This is a genomic window from Oceanobacillus aidingensis, assembly GCF_042654105.1.
Taxonomy (GTDB): domain Bacteria; phylum Bacillota; class Bacilli; order Bacillales; family Amphibacillaceae; genus Oceanobacillus; species Oceanobacillus oncorhynchi.
This window is the reverse complement of sequence record NZ_JBHSFT010000045.1, coordinates 1-17316: the sequence shown is the minus strand read 5'-3', so window position 1 is coordinate 17316 and position 17316 is coordinate 1. Positions and strand designations below refer to the sequence as shown.

Sequence of the window (17316 nt, the reverse complement as noted above, 5' to 3'; positions counted from 1 at the left end):
TAAGACCCTTAGTTTTTCACTGGATGTCTATAAACATATTCGGGAAAGTCGGTAATAATACCATCCACGTTGCGTTCAAATAGGTTATTTGCTTGTTCTTGCGTTCGTACTGTATAAGGATATATCTTCATCCCGGCAATATGAACACGGTCAACAAGCTCATCTGTAACAATGCTCATATTCGGGTTGAAGAAATCAGCAAAGGTTGTAAATTGTGCCAACTGTTCATCGGTAACATTTGCCCAAGATGTACCGGCAAGGACACCGTGAGGGATATTCTGCAGAAGTGCTTTTGATTGTTGCACAGATGCATGATTAAACGACTGGATAATAATTTTTTTGTTATTAGGCTTATGCATATTACGCTCCATTAAGGCTTCAGCGACTTTTTCTTCTACGCCTGGATACAATTCAGGAGATTTTAATTCTATTAATAACCCAATCTTCCCTCGATATGTATCGATTACTTCCTCAAAAGTAGGAATTTGTTCACCCACAAATTCTTGTCCGAACCAACTTCCGGCGTCCAATTGTTGAATTTCTTCAAGTGTGTAATCCCCAACAGATCCTGTCCCATTTGTTGTACGATTAACAGTTGTATCGTGAATGGCTATTAGCTCTCCATCCTTGGTCATTTGTACATCAATTTCAATATAATCAGCTTTCATTTCAAAGGCTTTTTCAAAAGCAGCCATTGTATTTTCCGGAGCATGACCTGATGCCCCTCGATGTGCAATATTATCAACTGTCTGGGTACCACTACCATTGGAGGCGAATGCAGGAACTGTGAACATGGATGCAAAGATCATTACTGTTAATGAAAAAATAGTAACTTTTCGTATCATAATCTTAATCTCTCCCTTTTTCTGTATTTACTTTTTATTATAGAGGTAATCTATGAAGTGAATGTAAACTGTAAGATAAAGAAATGTAGAGATTCGTAGCGGTTCAAAAGATTTGCAAAAGAAGAACAGAGAGAAAAGCATGAAGAGATTATTGCGGAATTACTAGATGATGAAAGTAAAACAAAAAGTGCCGCACTACGATATTAAGAATTGTATGAGAACGTTGCCGATAACAGCGTGAAAGATCCCACGATAAATAGATGTATTGCTTATGCTAAAAATTGGGGCTACGGTTCATTGGAAGTTGTTAATTTCTTTACTTACAGAGCGACTAAACCTATTAAACTACGCGGGGCGCTTAATCCAATTGGAGAAGAAAATAATCAACACATTCTGAAGGCAGTAACCAGGCCTGAAAAAGTAATACTGGCTTGGGGAGTAAATGGTACCTTGCTTAATCGAGACAAAGATGTGGTTGGATTACTCCGACAAAATAATGCTCCTGTTTATGCATTACAATTAACAAAGGATGGTTATGAAACCCTACCCCCCACTCAATCCCCTTCCAACAGCCTCAACATAATCATAAAATTCCTCCGTCCGATTATCCCGATTCCCAGACGAAAAATCCCCATCCTCATAAAAAGCCATTCGCTGCGCAGTGCTGATCTCTAATTGAACTCCTTTGCTCTGCCTATTTTGATTAACAATATTGTCCTTCTCTTCCCCATTGATTTCCTTCGGTGCATCACTTACGGAGAAACCAGCTTTTTTTAGCTCTATCTCGATAGATTGAGCTAATGCTTCATCCAATCCTCCCAAATACGTGTGTTTTTCCAGTTCGTCCTCGTATCCATGGAAAGATACGGTATAGAAACTGTCTGAGACAATATCTACTGCCTTTGGTTCATCGAAGTTTGTGGAATCAATATGCAGGTCCGTATTGTTTGCTGCTTTTATTCCTTGAAAAGAATAGAAGGAATAGTCGCCTGCAAAAGCTAATTGTTCCGCTAATTCCGTTGTTCCGGGCTCTATCCCTCCGCCATGTATCGCTATGACGGCAACATCCGGATCTCTTTTTTCCAAACTGATTCGATAATCTTCGGCCAGTCTCTCATGTTGTTGAAGCGCGTTAAAGTTTTTATATTTATCATTCCCGTTACTTCCATTGACTAGCAGCATCGCTATCACTATAACGGCCAGTGCTAGTCCCACAATCATAAAGTTATTTCTTTTCATCGCTGCTACCTCTATTTCATGTATGCCATTTTCTCTTTATCATTCTATCATTCTACTATATCAGGCATCACATCTGAAACGTCATCAATATACTCCCGCCATTTATCGAACTTTTCTGCTTTCTCCACCCTCCCCTCTACGCCAAACATGCTAAAATAAGCATACCGATGAAACAACAAGTCAAACAGCAGCGAAAGGAAAAACAACCATGACCTTAGACTATACAAACTCCATCCCGCTTCACGTGCAGTTAAAACAAATCATCGAACAGAAAATATATAACGGCGATTATGCCGAAAAGATTCCCAGTGAGAGGGAATTGATGGATGAACACTATGTAAGCAGAAGTACAGTAAGGCAAAGCATCGAGCAGCTCGTTCAGGAAGGAATTTTGGTAAGAAAGCCGGGGAAAGGGACCTTTATCGCCGTTCGAACGATTAATGACTGGCTCGGCAGTCTTCACAGCACCTCGGAAAATATAGAGAAGATGGGGATGACGCCGGGGGCCAGATTAGTAGCCTCCCAGGAAATCGAGTTAGTTGGAAGATTAAAAGAGGTGACCGGCTTAGATAAGGCACATCACTTTAAAAGAATAAGGTATGCAAATGATATTCCGATGGGGATTGAAAGACATTATTACCCTGTGGCATTGGGGAAAAAGCTGTCTCAATTTAACCTGGATGAAGAAGCATTCTATGAGCTGCTGGAAAGAGAATTAAAGGTAAATACCTTTCAGGCGGAGCAGGAGATCAGAGCGGGAATCTCCACCCGAGATGATTCAGAGTTACTGAATATCCCTGAGGGGACAAGCATCATTATCGCAGAAAGAAAAATTACCGATGTCCATGGAGCCTTTGTGGAATTTGAGAGAGCCTATTATCGGGCGGATATGTACTCCTTTAAAATAACCTTGTCGAGAAATAGCAAATAAAAATAGAATAGTTATTGTTTCTTAACTGGTTAGAACATTCTGACCTCCTTGAGAATACTGGTGTCTATCGCATAAAATATAAATAATATTTTTGCAGTCAAAATTAGACAGCTTTTTTAGGGAGGTCATCCATGTGAGTTTTATGATTGCATTCAGTATCGCAAGTATCCTGCTTTGTGCCGGTATGATTATTCGGGCCAAAGTAGCTTTTATTCGAAATATGTTAGTGCCTGCTAGTGTCATAGCTGGTATTTTAGGCATGATTGTCATGAATACAAATCTTATCCAGGCAACCAATGCCGAAATGTTCACTGTAATTGTCACACAGTTATTTACGATTACGTTTATCTCGATTGGATTAACAAGCAATAACAAGGCGAACAACGACCATACTGCCGGGAAGCAGATTGCAAGAGGTTCACTCGGAATGGGCATGCTCTGGAATCTATTATACGCACTCACCCCTGCTGTCGGCGCGGTTGTCATTTTACTCGTCGGCGGTTATTTCGGAATGGACGCGCTATACGGGCTGCTTATCCCCTTTGCCTTTACACAAGGGCCTGGACAGGCAGCGACATTTGGATCTATTTTTGAACAGCAGTACGGAATAGAAAATGCAGCGATGGTAGGCCTGACCTTTGCGGCAATCGGTTTTATTGCCTGCTTCTTAATTGGCGTCCCTCTTGCGAAATATGGGTTAAAACGCGGGCTAGCCAGGAAATATGGCGAATCCGAAATCAAAGATTATGTCAAACGGGGCTACTATACGAAGAATGAAAAAAGAGAATCAATCGGACAAGAGACGGTATTCAGCGGAAATATGGATACGATGACGTTTCACTTTACGATGATTGGTATCTGTTATGTGCTGGCTTTAGGAATGGCATCTCTTATTTCCATGATTCCTGGCATAGGTCCTACGCTTGGCGGAATGCTGTTTATTTACGGCATGCTTGCCGGCTATTTTGTGAAAATGGTATTGAAAAAGCTGCAGCTGGACCATTTGCTGGATAATACCTTTCAAACGAAAATTACCGGCTGGTCCACCGATTATTTAGTTGTCTGTTCCTTTATGGCTGTCCAATTTAGTATCATCGGCCAGTGGATTGTTCCAATTATTATCGAAGCCGTTGTCATAGCTGCGCTTACTGTTGCAGTCGTTTTATACTTTGGAAAGCGCTTAGGCGGCGACAACGACTTTTCACGGACGCTCGGTTTGCTGGGAACCTCGCTGGGTACTGTTCCAAGCGGAATCGCGCTTGTACGGATTATTGAGCCTTCCCTGCGTTCCACCACAGCCATCGAATTAGGGATGATGAATATTCCGATGATGTTCTCTTATATAACCGTTTCAACGATTATGATGATTATGGTCGGGACATTATCCATCACAGCTGGAATTCTATGGTTACTGGCACCAGTCCCTATTTATTTGATTCTATTAAAGGTATTTAAAGCATGGGGCAGAAAAACATACGATTTTAAAGAGGAAGCTGAACCAATCAAAAGTAAGAAAAAATCCTATGCATAATCTACAGCGAAATAAGGAGTGAAATCTGCAATGCAAAAATTATATTATGGCGGCGATATCATTACAATGACTGGAGAGAATGACAGCGCCGAAGCAGTTTTAGTAGAGAACGGGGTTATCAAAAAGCAAGGCAGCTTAGCAGAAGTGAAACAAGCAGCCAGCCCTCAGGCAGAAAGCATTGATTTACAAGGAAATACGCTGATGCCTGCCTTTATCGACCCGCATGGGCACGTTTCGATGGTCGGTCATTTTTCATTGATGGCTGATTTAAGTGAATGCGATAATTTTAATGAAATGATTCAAGCACTAAAAGCATATATTCAGGAAAAAGAATTGAAAAAAGGCGATATTGTCGTCGGATGCGGGTATGATCATAATTTTCTTGCGGAAAACAGACACCCAACGAAAGAGATATTGAATCAAGTATCCACGGAGCATCCTATTTTGATTTTACATGCTTCCGGCCACTTAGGCTGCACGAATGATTTGGGATTACAGGCAGCAGGCATAAACGAGCACACTTCCGACCCAGAAGGCGGAACAATCGGCCGGGTTGCAGGTACAAATGAGCCAAATGGCTATTTAGAAGAAAATGCCGTGATGGGATTACAGAAAACCCTTTTTAAAGATGTGAAACGGGATGAATTCAAGCTGGCGGAGTATGCTCAGCATGAGTATATCAAAAATGGAATTGCAACCGTCCAGGACGGGGCATCCTCCAAAGAGATTATTGACTTATTCAAAGCCTTGGCCCAGCAGCAAAAGCTGAAAATTGATGTGGTTGCCTACCCCGTCTTTGATGCAGAGCCAAAAAAGTTGATGGAAGAAAATAAGGATTATGCCAAAAAATATCAGAACCGCTTTAAAATCGGCGGATATAAAATGTTTTTAGATGGATCCCCTCAAGGGAAAACTGCTTGGCTCACAGAACCTTATGAAGGCGAAGAAACCTACCTGGGATATCCATGGTTTCAGGATGAACAGGTCAAACAATACACCGATGCAGCAGTCAACGATGGCGTGCAGCTCTTAACACACTGTAATGGAGATGCTGCTTCGGATCAGCTGTTACGGAACTACCAAGCATCGCTGGAAGAATCCAACCATCCAGATAAAGAGAGCCTCAGACCAGTGATGATACACTGCCAGACCGTAAGAAATGACCAATTGGACATCATGGCCGGCTTATCGATGATTCCCTCCATCTTCGTCGCGCACACGTATTACTGGGGAGATGTCCATCTAAAAAATCTTGGCGACAAGCGTGGACGCCGCATCAGCCCGGCAAGATCCGCATATGACCGCGGTCTGTGCGTGAACTTCCATCAGGATGCACCTATCGTCAAACCGGACATGCTGCATACGATTTGGTGTGCGGTGAACAGACAGACGAGAAATGGTGTGAGCATCGGGCCTGAGGAATGTGTCAGTGTCTATGAAGCGTTAAAGGCTGTCACGATTAATGCGGCCTATCAATATTTTGAAGAGGATCATAAAGGCAGCTTGGAAGATGGGAAAGTTGCCGATTTAGTTATTTTGGATCGAAACCCGATGAAGGTGGATACGATGGATATTCGGGATATTCAGGTTTTGGAGACGGTTAAGGATGGAGAGACGATTTATAAGAGTGAGGCGAATATTGTTCGATAGTGGAAACATTTAACTTATGAGCGGAGGGTAATTATAAGCAAATTTGCTGTTCGGCACTCTTCCTAACATATTTTAAAAAATAAATGTAGAAAAGCCCTGGGGATCACATTGCGTCCCAAGGGCTTTTCTACTTATGGTCTATTCAATAAATTTCAGGATATAATTATATCCTGAAATTTATTGGACTCCAAAAAAGCTAACAAATTTTTTAGTTTTCTTATTTAAATATTGAATTTCATAATCAATGTTGTGATGTCGTTTCGATCGGAAAACGCATTGATTCCAATGATAAATTCCGCATATACAGCGACTTGGACATTATAGGTTGGTTTGAGCTGCCCATTCCGCATATGATTGTCTTTCATTCGCATAAATGTGGCATCATAGTCTGTTTTGGAATCTAAACTCCACTTACTGCACCTTTGGCCCGCTTTACTTCATCCATAAAAATCTTCGCACGCTTAGGATCTATTGGATTCTTCATATCCCCATTCTTAATCCAGGTAGCCACACATACACCATCATAATGCTGCAGCAGTTCATAGACATTTTCTCCTGTCGCGCCTCCGCCTAAGAAGATTGGTGTGTCTTTCACTTTGGTCCTTGCCTTTTTGACTAACTCCAAACTCTCACTTGGATTTTTCCCTGCAATAAATAAACCATCTGCAAATGCCTCATGTACAGATTCCCAAGCTGCATCTTGAATAGGCTTTGCCCCTAAAGGCACACCATGTACCTCGTATACATCTGCAAATACCGGGATATCGCTCTTTATTCTTTTTCTAAGCTCATTTATTTCTACGCATTGAGCTTCCAGTAATCCTGCACTTGTTACTTCCACACCGGTAAACAGATGTTCCACTCTTACAAAATCTGCACCAATCGCGTCTGCCACTGATAAGCCTGCTACTCCGTCCCAATTCATCAACACACCTAATATCTGATCAGGGAACTCTCTTTTTATCGCATCTCCTATTTGAGTCATATAAGCGATAGCTTCCGGTGATGCAATTTGTTTAATTGGCATATCATTCATATTTTGGAGGACGATCCCGTCAAAACCATTCTCCAGTACCATTTCTGTTTCTTTTAAGGAATGATCGATAATTTCCGTTATTTTTTTATTAGTATGTCTGTAGCTCCCCGGTAATGGATCAGGCTGAACCATGGACAATGCTACACCTTTTGTATTTATCATATTCACTTGTTATTCCCCCTTCAAGCTATCATGGAATTTTTTACTGTTGTTAAATAATTGATTGGCAGGAATGATTCCTTCTTCAGTAATTATTGCGGTTATATATTTGGGTTCGACGCTAAGCAGTTCCGGACACTTAAAATCGATCTTACTTTTTACATTTGAATCCCAATTAGAGGCTAATTCCTCTGTTAAATCATTTATCTTCAGCTGCTTTTTATAGCCATATATTGCTCTTATATCAACTTTTATCATTGGTGTCAGCACGTATAGTGGAATATTAAATTCTTTACATACTAATCCAACGATATCTGAACCTGTTGTATTAAAGGTTGTACCATCTGGATAAAAAGTTTCCGCACCGAAAAATGCACCATCACATTCCTTTAAATAATACATAATGGCAGCATCCGGGATAAATTTAATCTGATGACCAGCTTCCCGGCAAGCTTCTATAAAGGGATAACCTCCATTAATTATTCTGCTTTCCGGTATAACGATAGTATAATTTCCATTGTTTAAGTTTTGCAGCCATTTATTTACCGTACTAGAGTAATCAAAAACCATGATTGTTTTCATTGATGAAGCAGCTTCAACCCCATATTTCACTACTTTATCTATTGCTTTCTCTGATTGAATCAGATAATTATTCTTTTTTTGGATGATAAGTTTCGACGCTTCCTCCACATCTAAGTTTCTTACTTCATCAATATTTTTTATCATGATATTAATGGCATTACTAACCGCCTGGCTGGCTGCACCTCTTGTTTCAATGAAGTATTGGGAAAGGGTTTTGATTTTATCTACTACACTATGTACGGAAGAATGATTCTTTTCTCCGATTAATGCAATAGATTCAATCATATCGCCTATCATACTAATATGCTTGCTGGCTCCTAACACCCTTTGATAAACGATATCATCAAATGCTTGTATACTTTGTTCATCATCTAATATTTTTCTGGCATCTTCTACTTCTATCATATTTACACCCATTCCTTTCGATTCGATTCAAATACAAAATATCATGCAATAATTTTGTATCTAATTCTCTTATCGTTGTTTCCAATATCATAACTATTTTTTCACTGTCTATTTGAAAATTGACAACTTTTTATTTAGAAATATTTAGTTGATGAAAATCAAATTCCTCTTTACCAATAAATTGCTGATACTCTGCTAAAGAAGGTAAGGACGTAATAGCACCTTGTTTCGTAACGGAAAGCGCTGCAACATTTACTGCATTTTTCACCGATAAATCCAAATCGCCACTTCTAATCCAGAAAAAAGATACAGCGCCTACAAAACAATCTCCAGCTCCTGTTGTGTCTACCACATTTACTTTAGAGGCAGGATAATGTTTGATTATATCTCCCGTCTTAAAGACCGCTCCTTCCCCGCCCAAAGTGATGACAATATTATCAATACCTATTTTGGAAATGACTTCTATTGCTTCTTTAGCTGAATCAACAGAATTTACATCCATACCTGATAAAAACGAGGACTCGGGTTCATTGACAATTAATAAATCAACTAATTTCAAAACTTCGGAATCAATATCTACAATTGGAGCTAAATTTAAGATTATTTTTTTACCTAAATCAGAGGCCATTTGAATCGTATATTCTCCCACTTGTTTATCCATCTCCAGCTGAAGAACTACTCCTTCCGCCCGCTTCAATTTATCTAACGAATGAGTTACATCTTCTTCTGTTAAAATAGCATTCGCACCTTTATAAGTAACAATTGAATTATTACCAGTTTGATCCACACTCACCATTGCAATACCGGTTTGAATTCCTGGAGAAACCAACACATCATCATCATCAACGCCAGCCTGAGCTAATTCATTTTTCATCACTGTTCCAATATGATCATCACCTACGCGGCCAACCATTGCTGTTATTGCAGTTAATTTAGCTGCTGTAATTACTTGATTTGCTGCTTTCCCGCCAGGCCCTATATTAAAAGAATTGGAAGCAACAGTCTCACCAGGCTCTGGCAATTTATCTACATAACCAACATAATCCATGTTTAAGCTCCCATAAACAATCAAGTCATATTTATTTTCCACTTTTTTCATTCCCTTTGAATATAGTTTTGTACTACCATGCTGCTATTTTCTAGAGAAACCCGCTATGATCGGGTAAGATAATCCAGTAACTCATGCCTAAATAAAATCTTATTATCGCTCCCTATATCTTCTGCTAATTCTCCTATTTGCGGTTTGCTAATATTTGATTCTGCTACAATATCATTATTCCAAAATATATTTCTCGCAGAATCATCCGCTATAATACGTTTATTGGCCATTGCAATCACTCTTGAAAAGTTATCTGCAACAAATTCCATATCATGAGTAATAGTGATAACGCTCCTGCCTTCTTCCTGTAAGATGTTCATCAATTCGGCAAGCCGAGTAATCCCATTAATATCTTGTCCGGCGGTTGGCTCATCTAAAATCAAGTAAGGAGTATCCAGTGCAACAAAAACAGCAATCGTAACAAATTTTCTAATCGAGTAAGGAATATCGAAAGGCTTCATATCCATATATTGCTGAATACCTGTCAGTTCAGCCGCTCGTTCTACTCGGCTATTAATTTCCTCATCAGTAAGCTTAGAGTGTTTAAATGAATATTCCAGTTCAGCCTTCACCGTATTGTTAAAAATTTGATCATCAGGATTCTGAAACACATAGCCTACATATTGAGAAATTTGAGCAACAGTTTTATCTTTGGTATTAGTACCATCTACTAATACATCTCCTTTGGTAGGCTTATGCAATCCATTCAATAATTTTACCGCTGTTGTTTTGCCGGCACCATTTTGCCCGACAATCGCAACCCTTTCGCCTTTTTCAATAGTAAAATGAAGGTTTTCATTTGCTACATAGCCATTTGGATAAGCAAAAGAGACATCTTTAACTTCTAATGACATATTTTTTCACTACCTTTTTCAGAATTTGCTCCCTTGCTTGAGATCTTGTAATAGCAAAGGTATCGAAAGATTTGCCTTGTTCCTTCATATCATTACTCAGCAAGGCAATTTGTGGAATATTCACACCTTCATTTAGTAAATTCACATTGGAAAATACGTCACTGGTTTTTCCATTCGTAATTAATTCACCTTGTTTAATAACTAAAACCTCATCCGCATATTCAGCTATTAAATCAATTTTATGTTCCACAAGGAGAATCGTTTTGCCTTGCTCTTTTAATAAATGAATAATCTCAAATATATCGGATGTACCTTTCGGATCTAACTGTGAAGTTGGTTCATCGATTACAAGAATGTCTGTTTCCATCGCAATAATGGAGGCAAAAGCAACTCGTTGACGTTGCCCGCCAGAAAGTTTATTTGGATTGTTTTTAACTAAATGTTCTATTTTTAGTTGTCTAACAACATTAGTGACTCTTTCAATAATTTCTTCTCTTTCCACACCTAAATTCTCTAATCCTAAAGCAATTTCTTCAAAAACCGTTTCTTTGATGCCGCTGATTTGGGTAAAAGGGTTCTGAAATATATATCCAATCGTTGAAGCTAATGCACTGCTTTCCCACTCGCGGATTTCTTTTCCTTTAATAAAAACTTCTCCCGTCAAATCCCCTCCATAAAAACTGGGGATCAGACCTTTTATTAAATCGCAAAAGGTTGTTTTTCCACCGCCATTTTCACCGATAATGCCATAAAGTTTACCTTCTTCAAAAGCATAATTAATATTTTTCAAAGCATCTGCTTCAGCCAGCGGATATCTATAAGATACATTCTTCAATTCAATATAACTCATAATATAACCCCCAAAATAATCAGACCCAAAATAAGAATGTCCACTAGTATCACCAATATTTTTTCCAAAGCTGGTGTAGGACGAAGAAAACGTAAATGCGTATTAGGATTGGCAGATGAGAATGCTCTAGCATCCATGGCAATTGTTTTTTCCTCCGCCCCAGAAATTGCCCCCAAGAATAGTGGACTTAAAACAGGGACAAATGCTTTGATTCGGACAAACACATTCCCCTCTGTCTCGATTCCTCTGGATCTTTGTGAATCCATAATGACTTTTGTTTTATCCTTTAAATCAATAATCAGCTGTAACGATGATAAAATCATGAAACTGACATTGTGCGGCACGCCAATTTTTTCTAAGGAATAGGTTAAATCCTCTGCTTTTATCGTCACCGTACAAAGAACAAGAATTCCACAAACGACTAACATAATCGTCGCGTATTGAATACCTAAGTCAATTCCTTCCTGTGTAATATTAATAATTCCATAATTAAATATCATATTTTCACCCGGCCAAAAGATAGCACGAACGATGAAAAAGAAAGGACCAATAACCAAACCGAGTTTCAGAAATGGACCGATAAATTTTTTGAAACTTCCGGCTGCAACCGCTAACAAAATAAACACCAAGGTTATCACAACGTTCACTTGCCAATACTGAAAGAATAACGTAATTAATCCTAAAGCTATATAGATATTAATTTTGTTCAAAGGATTCAAATTTAAAAGCCAATTCTTACTTAATTGTGGACTGCGATAAGAATTTATAAATGTCTCGTCCATCATACACTCCTCCTGAACAATCAGTTTATTTTTTATATGCGTTCAAAAAGACATTACCATTTGGCAGCTTAACAAGTGTTTTTTGCGGTATATTTCTAATAATCAAGTAAGCCACCAATGCTGTCGGAACCTTATCAATAATATCCACTGACATATTGGATATAAAAGCACTAGCCCATACTGGCACTCCAGACCCCATTAATATTCCGCCTAGTACGCCCGTTCCACTAACACCAAATCCGTTAAATAGGAAGTAAGAAATCAGACTTCCTGATATCCCGACAACCAGCCCCATAATTGCACCGGCTCCAATTGTTTTCGGAACAGTAGTAAAAAATCCTTTTTTAGCCAAGTATCCCGCTAATAATCCCATCAGCATGAAATTAATAACATAAAATAGCGATTGAGGATTTGTAATCGAAATACTTAAACAGGTAAGCAAACCAACAAGGATACCTGCAAATGGCCCCGCAATTGCTCCAATAGTAAATGTCCCGATGGTATCTAAAAATAAAGGTAACTTCAATAAAACAGCAATTTGACCACCAACAAAATTAACCGCAACACCAATAGGTATTAAAAAGATTAATAAACCCATGTTTCTATTTTTCATAACCCTTATTTCTCCTTTAATAACAAATTTTTTCTATCAACATTCAACATTATAAGAACGAAAGAGAGTCCCTTAATCCTCTTAATTAAAAACTCATTTCAACTTTTCCCCCATCAATAAAACTCACCCAGGGGTTCACCATTTCATCACCAAATTTATCTGGTTTCTTTTCAATTGCAAAAAGATACGTAGAATCTTCATTAACCGGATAGGCAGGGCTGTGCCAAACTCCTCTATTAATCACTATGCCCTGACCAGGTTTAATCCGAAAACATTGCACAGTCAAGATATCCGGCTGTTCATCTGGATCATCTATATCACGACAAAGTGCTACAGGTTGAATGATTTCTTTATCTAAAGCGATTAACAACTCTTCTCTGCTGACATGACGTTCCATCGCATCTACTATAAGCTCTCTTTTTTTTGTATTTACTAATCCCATTCCTATCGGCTCTGAGACATCTAACATAGCAATGTAATTCCAACAATCCCAACCTTCTCCTACTTTCGGCGGTGGAGTATCGGGAATCTCAATCACCTTGCCGAATTTTTCAAATTCAGCAGCATTAATATCTTTCACTGTTGTGTACTTAGACATGTTTGTCACTCCTTAAAAATAATATTTTCTCTCACTTATATTTAATAATTAAAACGCTTTCCTTAAATTCCAAAAACACAGCCAGATTATTTTTCTAGCAGTACTTTCCAACATAATTGTAATGGATTTCAGTAATACGTTGTCTGTGCATCAGATCATTTAACAATTGATAAGAATATCTATAAATCAAACCTCCTTTTCAAAAAATTATATCTATTTGATAATCAATATAGTATATTACATTATCGTTTATGTCAATATTTTATTTTTTAAATAAACATAATATAACATAAACAAACATAATTGTTGTTAACTGCCATATAAGTAGCTATAATAATCTTAACGATAGTATTCTAGGAGGAAACTTAATGTTACGAGAAGAGAGACTAAAGGAAATAGAAAGAATATTACGTGAAAAAGGACGGGTGGAAGTAGGTAATTTATCAAGAATATTTAATGTCACTGAAATGACTGTACGGAGAGACTTAGATGAACTGGCTACCCAGCAAATAGCTGTGCGATCACATGGAGGAGCAATCATTCATTCTGATAGATTACTAGCTGAACGACCTTATGAGTTAAGAATTTTAATGAACAGAGAAGAAAAAGAAAAAATCGCTGAAGCAGGTCTCTCTTTTATTAATGACGGGGATAAGATATTTATTGATTCCAGTACTACGGGATATTGCCTTGCCCATTCCATTCCTAATGAAAAAAGACTGTTAATTGTTACCGGAACCTTATCAACAGCAGTTGAATTAAACAACCGTCCCAACTTACAAGTCGTATTTATTGGCGGTGATTTAGAAAAAGAAACTGGTTCCAGCAAAGGACATTTCGCTGAATTAATGATCAGCTCTATGAATTTTGATATAGCTTTTATAGGCGTTCCCAAAATAACTCCAGCCGGCATACTCACTACCTCCAGTATTGATGAACTGATGATTAAAAAATCAGTCATTAAAAAAGCGAAAAAGGTTATTGTATTAGTAGATAGTTCAAAAATTGGTGAACCGGACTTTTTAGAGTTATGTCATATAAATGAGATTGATACGATTATTACGAATAAAGATATAGACGAAGGATTTTTACAGACTTGTGAGGAAGAGGGAGTAGATGTCGTGTTGACGGATGTGAAAAGGCCGGGATGAACAGCCTCTAGTTTGATTCTTTTAATATCAATTTACATCTAAATTGAATTTCTGCTTCCTGTTATTGCTTTACCAACCATGGGAATGATGTGTTTTTATCAAGGATTCTTTTTACAAATAGGGATAACTCTTCATGTAAAGATACTAAATCTATACTCCCAGGATATAGATTCTTCTTGATATCCTATTTTCATAAAAGCTTCTTTTAATAAATCTGAAATAACAAATTCAAAAGGGCTGCCTTCTAATAAGGATTTGCACCCTTTAGTATTACTTTGAACCTCTTTGAACCTCTTTGAACCTGCACCTTAGATTTTCATATAAACGATAGCGCCATCCCTTTTGAATATGAAAGTTACGATATCTGTAAAGGCTACATGTATACCAGTTACACATGTAGCCTTCATGACTGTATATTAGGACAAATGCCAATCTCAATCAGCTCTTTATGAGTTCTTCTTCCCATTCGTTTAATATACCTAACAAAGGATTCACTTTACTGGGAATCCCTATTCTTACTGCATTAACACTAATATTTTCAAATCCTGCTGTTGCTTGTACCCCATATGTTTGTAATAATTTTAACAGATTCACATTTGAATTAGGGTGTTCTATTAAAAAAATAGGCATCCTTTCACTTGTTTCAGCTATCTTTAAACATCGCAGCCCTGTATGATACTTCTTTTTATTCTTTTGTTTCTTCCATCTGCAATAACTTCACTACCACCGACACAAACAATAGTAAAAGACCAGCAGCTGACGCTGTGGTTGAAAAGCGCTTTTCTCCAGACAGGGCAAATCATTTTTTTATATACGGATCTCAATTGAACATTGATGGACTTGTATTGGAGAGGTAACATAGACTCCTTAATATGAAAAAAGTGACTAAACAAGAAAAATAACAATGGAATATAGAACACCATTTTGCTAGTATTAATTTTATAAAAAATAAATTTGGGAGGAACAACCCGTTGAAAAAATTATTACTGGCAGCATTATTTTTAAGTTTATTATTGGCAGCATGCAGCAGTGACAGTGGTAGCGGAGAAACTGCTGATACTGCTGAAGAAGAAAACAGCGAAACAGCAGAGAACGAAAACGATACAGATACTTCTGATACCTCAGAAGAAGACAAAGAGGTATACAGCATCGGTGATACAGCAGTGATCACCAGCGATTTATATGAATTTGATTATGAGGTAACAGTAAACGATTTTTACTTTGCTGAAGAAGCAAATGGGAAGCCGATGGAAGATATCATGTCTACTTCTGATGATAATTTTAAGCTGGCCGTGGCAGACGTTACATTCAAAAATATCAGCGATGAAGCTTATGTGCCTCATGATATGTATTCTGCCAACTTATCAGCAATAGATGAAGATGGTGGGGAAATATCTTATAACGAATTTTTTCCGGAAGCAGATGAAGAATTAGCTCCAGGAGAAGAAATAACAGGACCGTTAGTGTACGTAGAAAGCGTGGATTATGCCGATACCTTTTTATTAAAATTTGAAATGATGTCAGATGAAGAAACACATTTCGAATTGCCGAACCCTAATCAATAAGATAAATAACCAATTAAACCCATCATCACTCCAAACCCTGGCGCGAGGCATCGTGCCAGGGTTTTTTTGTGAATGACATCTTTTTAAAAATAGAGAAAGATCCCTATTCAGAAATAAGTCCATATTCGGAGTATCTATATCTTACATATTCTGTTGATTCATTGCCCCTACCATCGAAATGATTGTAAGAATGACAGCAATAATAAAGAGCTTCAACCAAAACTTCGGCATAGATTTCTTCTTAATGATACGGTAAAGCAGGCTCCAAATCCCAGTAAGTATGAAAGAAAGTAAAAACGCTCCTAGAAGTCTGCCAAAAAGATAGGCAATCATGTTGGTCATTATAGATTTCTCCTTTGTTTATTATTTCATTTTTAATAGGTTGTTATATTGAAATTTTGTCGCTACGATTCGTATACAACTTTTACGGCTGATACTATCATGCCGAAGCTTCTCTCTTTCCGCATAACTTTTATTACTCATACGAGCGATAAGAAGCAATAAAAAACCACCCCAGAATCGTCCATAATAAAAAAAGTCTAATAATGGTACCTTCTTGTAATACAAACAAAACGACCGTACCCTCACATAACGCAGGTACGGCCTCCTCTATTAATCAATTTTATTCTACGACTTCAAAGCCTTGACTCTCCATCATTTCTACAGACTGTTCCAAACTGACCGTATCAGCACCCTCTTCTCCTTCAAAGGTAGAACCAGGCAGTGCTGATATTTCAGAAAGATCAGCTGTCGTGTAATCGATTGTCATTGTTTCGATGGCTTTATCATCTTGATAATCAATATTATGTTCAAGCCCTTCTGTTCCTTGAATTTCGTCAACAATGGGGTCGAGAATAGCTTGAGCCTCTTCTTTTGTTGTTACCATTAAAGAAGAATAGGGGATTTCACTTTCAGTAGATTGTTCTATTACTTCGTCACCCTCGGCTACATATGTAATTTTCATAATGACTCCGTTCTGTTCACTTTGGAGTGTGACCGTTTCTTCCGAGTTACAAGCCATGAGTCCAGCTAATGCCACTAGCAAAGCCAGCATTCCAATGATTCTAAAAGTTTTTTGTTTAATCATGTTTTTTCTCCCATCCATCACAAATTTATATTTTTTACCTGGTTCCACTTTTCTTACTTAGATCCGATCCAATATTTTTTCCAGATCCGCATTACTTGCATCTCAGGGGAAACTTCAACTGCAGAGACAAGGCAAGTTGGTTCGGAACTTTCTTTATCTGAATTACAAGCAATTCTTGTCATACTAATTCAGTAAAACCAAATAGATGAATAACCGTTTTTTCATATGTGCGCTTCCTCCCTCAATATACTTTCATTTTCTTAAAATATCGCTGTTTTTCTCTAATTTTCATTGATTAATATTAAAAACATTAGGTAAGTCAAGGAATATACCTCCATT

The 17316-nt window shown here is 37.9% G+C and carries 18 protein-coding genes and 1 pseudogene; 6 read left to right on the top strand and 13 right to left on the bottom strand.

Features of this window, described 5'->3' with window-relative positions; all coding sequences use genetic code 11:
- Positions 1–8: 8 nt before the first annotated feature.
- The gene (locus ACFO3P_RS16675; RefSeq protein WP_379542541.1) at positions 9–845 is read right to left on the bottom strand and encodes a glycerophosphodiester phosphodiesterase; all 837 of its coding nucleotides are present in this window, start codon (positions 843–845) and stop codon (positions 9–11) included.
- Positions 846–1055: 210 nt separating this feature from the next.
- Between ACFO3P_RS16675 and ACFO3P_RS16670 the strand changes: the two are divergent.
- Positions 1056–1370: pseudogene (locus ACFO3P_RS16670) on the top strand (DUF1643 domain-containing protein); the annotation flags it as partial.
- A gap of 18 nt (positions 1371–1388) precedes the next feature.
- Here ACFO3P_RS16670 and ACFO3P_RS16665 read toward each other — a convergent pair.
- On the bottom strand, positions 1389–2084 hold the full coding sequence (locus ACFO3P_RS16665) for a poly-gamma-glutamate hydrolase family protein (protein ID WP_379542540.1): 696 nt from the start codon (positions 2082–2084) through the stop codon (positions 1389–1391).
- A gap of 208 nt (positions 2085–2292) precedes the next feature.
- Between ACFO3P_RS16665 and ACFO3P_RS16660 the strand changes: the two genes are divergently transcribed.
- From ACFO3P_RS16660 to ACFO3P_RS16650, 3 genes are all read left to right on the top strand, one after another.
- A complete protein-coding gene (locus ACFO3P_RS16660) occupies positions 2293–3015 on the top strand; it encodes a GntR family transcriptional regulator (RefSeq protein WP_379542539.1) in 723 nt (240 codons plus the stop codon).
- Between the two features lie 142 nt (positions 3016–3157).
- The gene (locus ACFO3P_RS16655) at positions 3158–4546 is read left to right on the top strand and encodes a sodium/glutamate symporter (RefSeq protein WP_379542560.1); all 1389 of its coding nucleotides are present in this window, start codon (positions 3158–3160) and stop codon (positions 4544–4546) included.
- 30 nt (positions 4547–4576) lie between these two features.
- Positions 4577–6196, top strand: coding sequence for an amidohydrolase (locus tag ACFO3P_RS16650; RefSeq protein ID WP_379542537.1), 1620 nt, complete (start codon positions 4577–4579; stop codon positions 6194–6196).
- Positions 6197–6417: 221 nt separating this feature from the next.
- On the opposite strand, the gene ACFO3P_RS16645 is transcribed toward ACFO3P_RS16650, so the two are convergent.
- The 9 genes from ACFO3P_RS16645 to ACFO3P_RS16605 all read right to left on the bottom strand — a co-directional run bounded on the left by ACFO3P_RS16645 (position 6418) and on the right by ACFO3P_RS16605 (position 13174).
- On the bottom strand, positions 6418–6567 hold the full coding sequence (locus ACFO3P_RS16645; protein ID WP_379542536.1) for a hypothetical protein: 150 nt from the start codon (positions 6565–6567) through the stop codon (positions 6418–6420).
- Between the two features lie 29 nt (positions 6568–6596).
- Positions 6597–7394, bottom strand: coding sequence for a BtpA/SgcQ family protein (locus tag ACFO3P_RS16640; RefSeq protein WP_379542559.1), 798 nt, complete (start codon positions 7392–7394; stop codon positions 6597–6599).
- Between the two features lie 9 nt (positions 7395–7403).
- Positions 7404–8378 carry an IF-2B domain-containing protein gene (locus tag ACFO3P_RS16635; protein ID WP_379542535.1) on the bottom strand — a complete coding sequence of 325 codons (975 nt, stop codon included), beginning with the start codon at positions 8376–8378 and terminating at the stop codon, positions 7404–7406.
- 130 nt (positions 8379–8508) lie between these two features.
- Complete coding sequence (locus ACFO3P_RS16630) at positions 8509–9477, bottom strand: ribokinase (RefSeq protein ID WP_379542534.1); 969 nt, start codon at positions 9475–9477, stop codon at positions 8509–8511.
- Between the two features lie 53 nt (positions 9478–9530).
- Positions 9531–10331, bottom strand: coding sequence for an energy-coupling factor ABC transporter ATP-binding protein (locus ACFO3P_RS16625; RefSeq protein WP_379542533.1), 801 nt, complete (start codon positions 10329–10331; stop codon positions 9531–9533).
- Positions 10315–11181 (bottom strand): energy-coupling factor ABC transporter ATP-binding protein, encoded by an 867-nt coding sequence (locus tag ACFO3P_RS16620; protein WP_379542532.1) that lies wholly within the window; start codon positions 11179–11181, stop codon positions 10315–10317. Before ACFO3P_RS16620 ends, ACFO3P_RS16625 begins: the two co-directional genes overlap by 17 nt.
- Positions 11178–11963 (bottom strand): energy-coupling factor transporter transmembrane component T, encoded by a 786-nt coding sequence (locus tag ACFO3P_RS16615; RefSeq protein WP_379542531.1) that lies wholly within the window; start codon positions 11961–11963, stop codon positions 11178–11180. The genes ACFO3P_RS16620 and ACFO3P_RS16615 overlap by 4 nt, the downstream gene beginning before the upstream one ends.
- A 25-nt stretch (positions 11964–11988) precedes the next feature.
- On the bottom strand, positions 11989–12576 hold the full coding sequence (locus tag ACFO3P_RS16610) for a hypothetical protein (RefSeq protein ID WP_379542530.1): 588 nt from the start codon (positions 12574–12576) through the stop codon (positions 11989–11991).
- Between the two features lie 85 nt (positions 12577–12661).
- Entirely contained in the window at positions 12662–13174 is a 513-nt protein-coding gene (locus tag ACFO3P_RS16605; RefSeq protein ID WP_379542529.1) for an ureidoglycolate lyase, read from the bottom strand.
- A gap of 368 nt (positions 13175–13542) precedes the next feature.
- Between ACFO3P_RS16605 and ACFO3P_RS16600 the strand changes: the two genes are divergently transcribed.
- Positions 13543–14325, top strand: coding sequence for a DeoR/GlpR family DNA-binding transcription regulator (locus ACFO3P_RS16600; RefSeq protein ID WP_379542528.1), 783 nt, complete (start codon positions 13543–13545; stop codon positions 14323–14325).
- Positions 14326–15296: 971 nt separating this feature from the next.
- On the top strand, positions 15297–15890 hold the full coding sequence (locus ACFO3P_RS16595) for a DUF4352 domain-containing protein (protein WP_379542527.1): 594 nt from the start codon (positions 15297–15299) through the stop codon (positions 15888–15890).
- A gap of 141 nt (positions 15891–16031) precedes the next feature.
- On the opposite strand, the gene ACFO3P_RS16590 is transcribed toward ACFO3P_RS16595, so the two are convergent.
- A complete protein-coding gene (locus tag ACFO3P_RS16590) occupies positions 16032–16232 on the bottom strand; it encodes a hypothetical protein (protein WP_289585039.1) in 201 nt (66 codons plus the stop codon).
- A gap of 280 nt (positions 16233–16512) precedes the next feature.
- The gene (locus ACFO3P_RS16585; RefSeq protein WP_379542526.1) at positions 16513–16977 is read right to left on the bottom strand and encodes a YehR family lipoprotein; all 465 of its coding nucleotides are present in this window, start codon (positions 16975–16977) and stop codon (positions 16513–16515) included.
- Positions 16978–17316 lie beyond the last annotated feature (339 nt).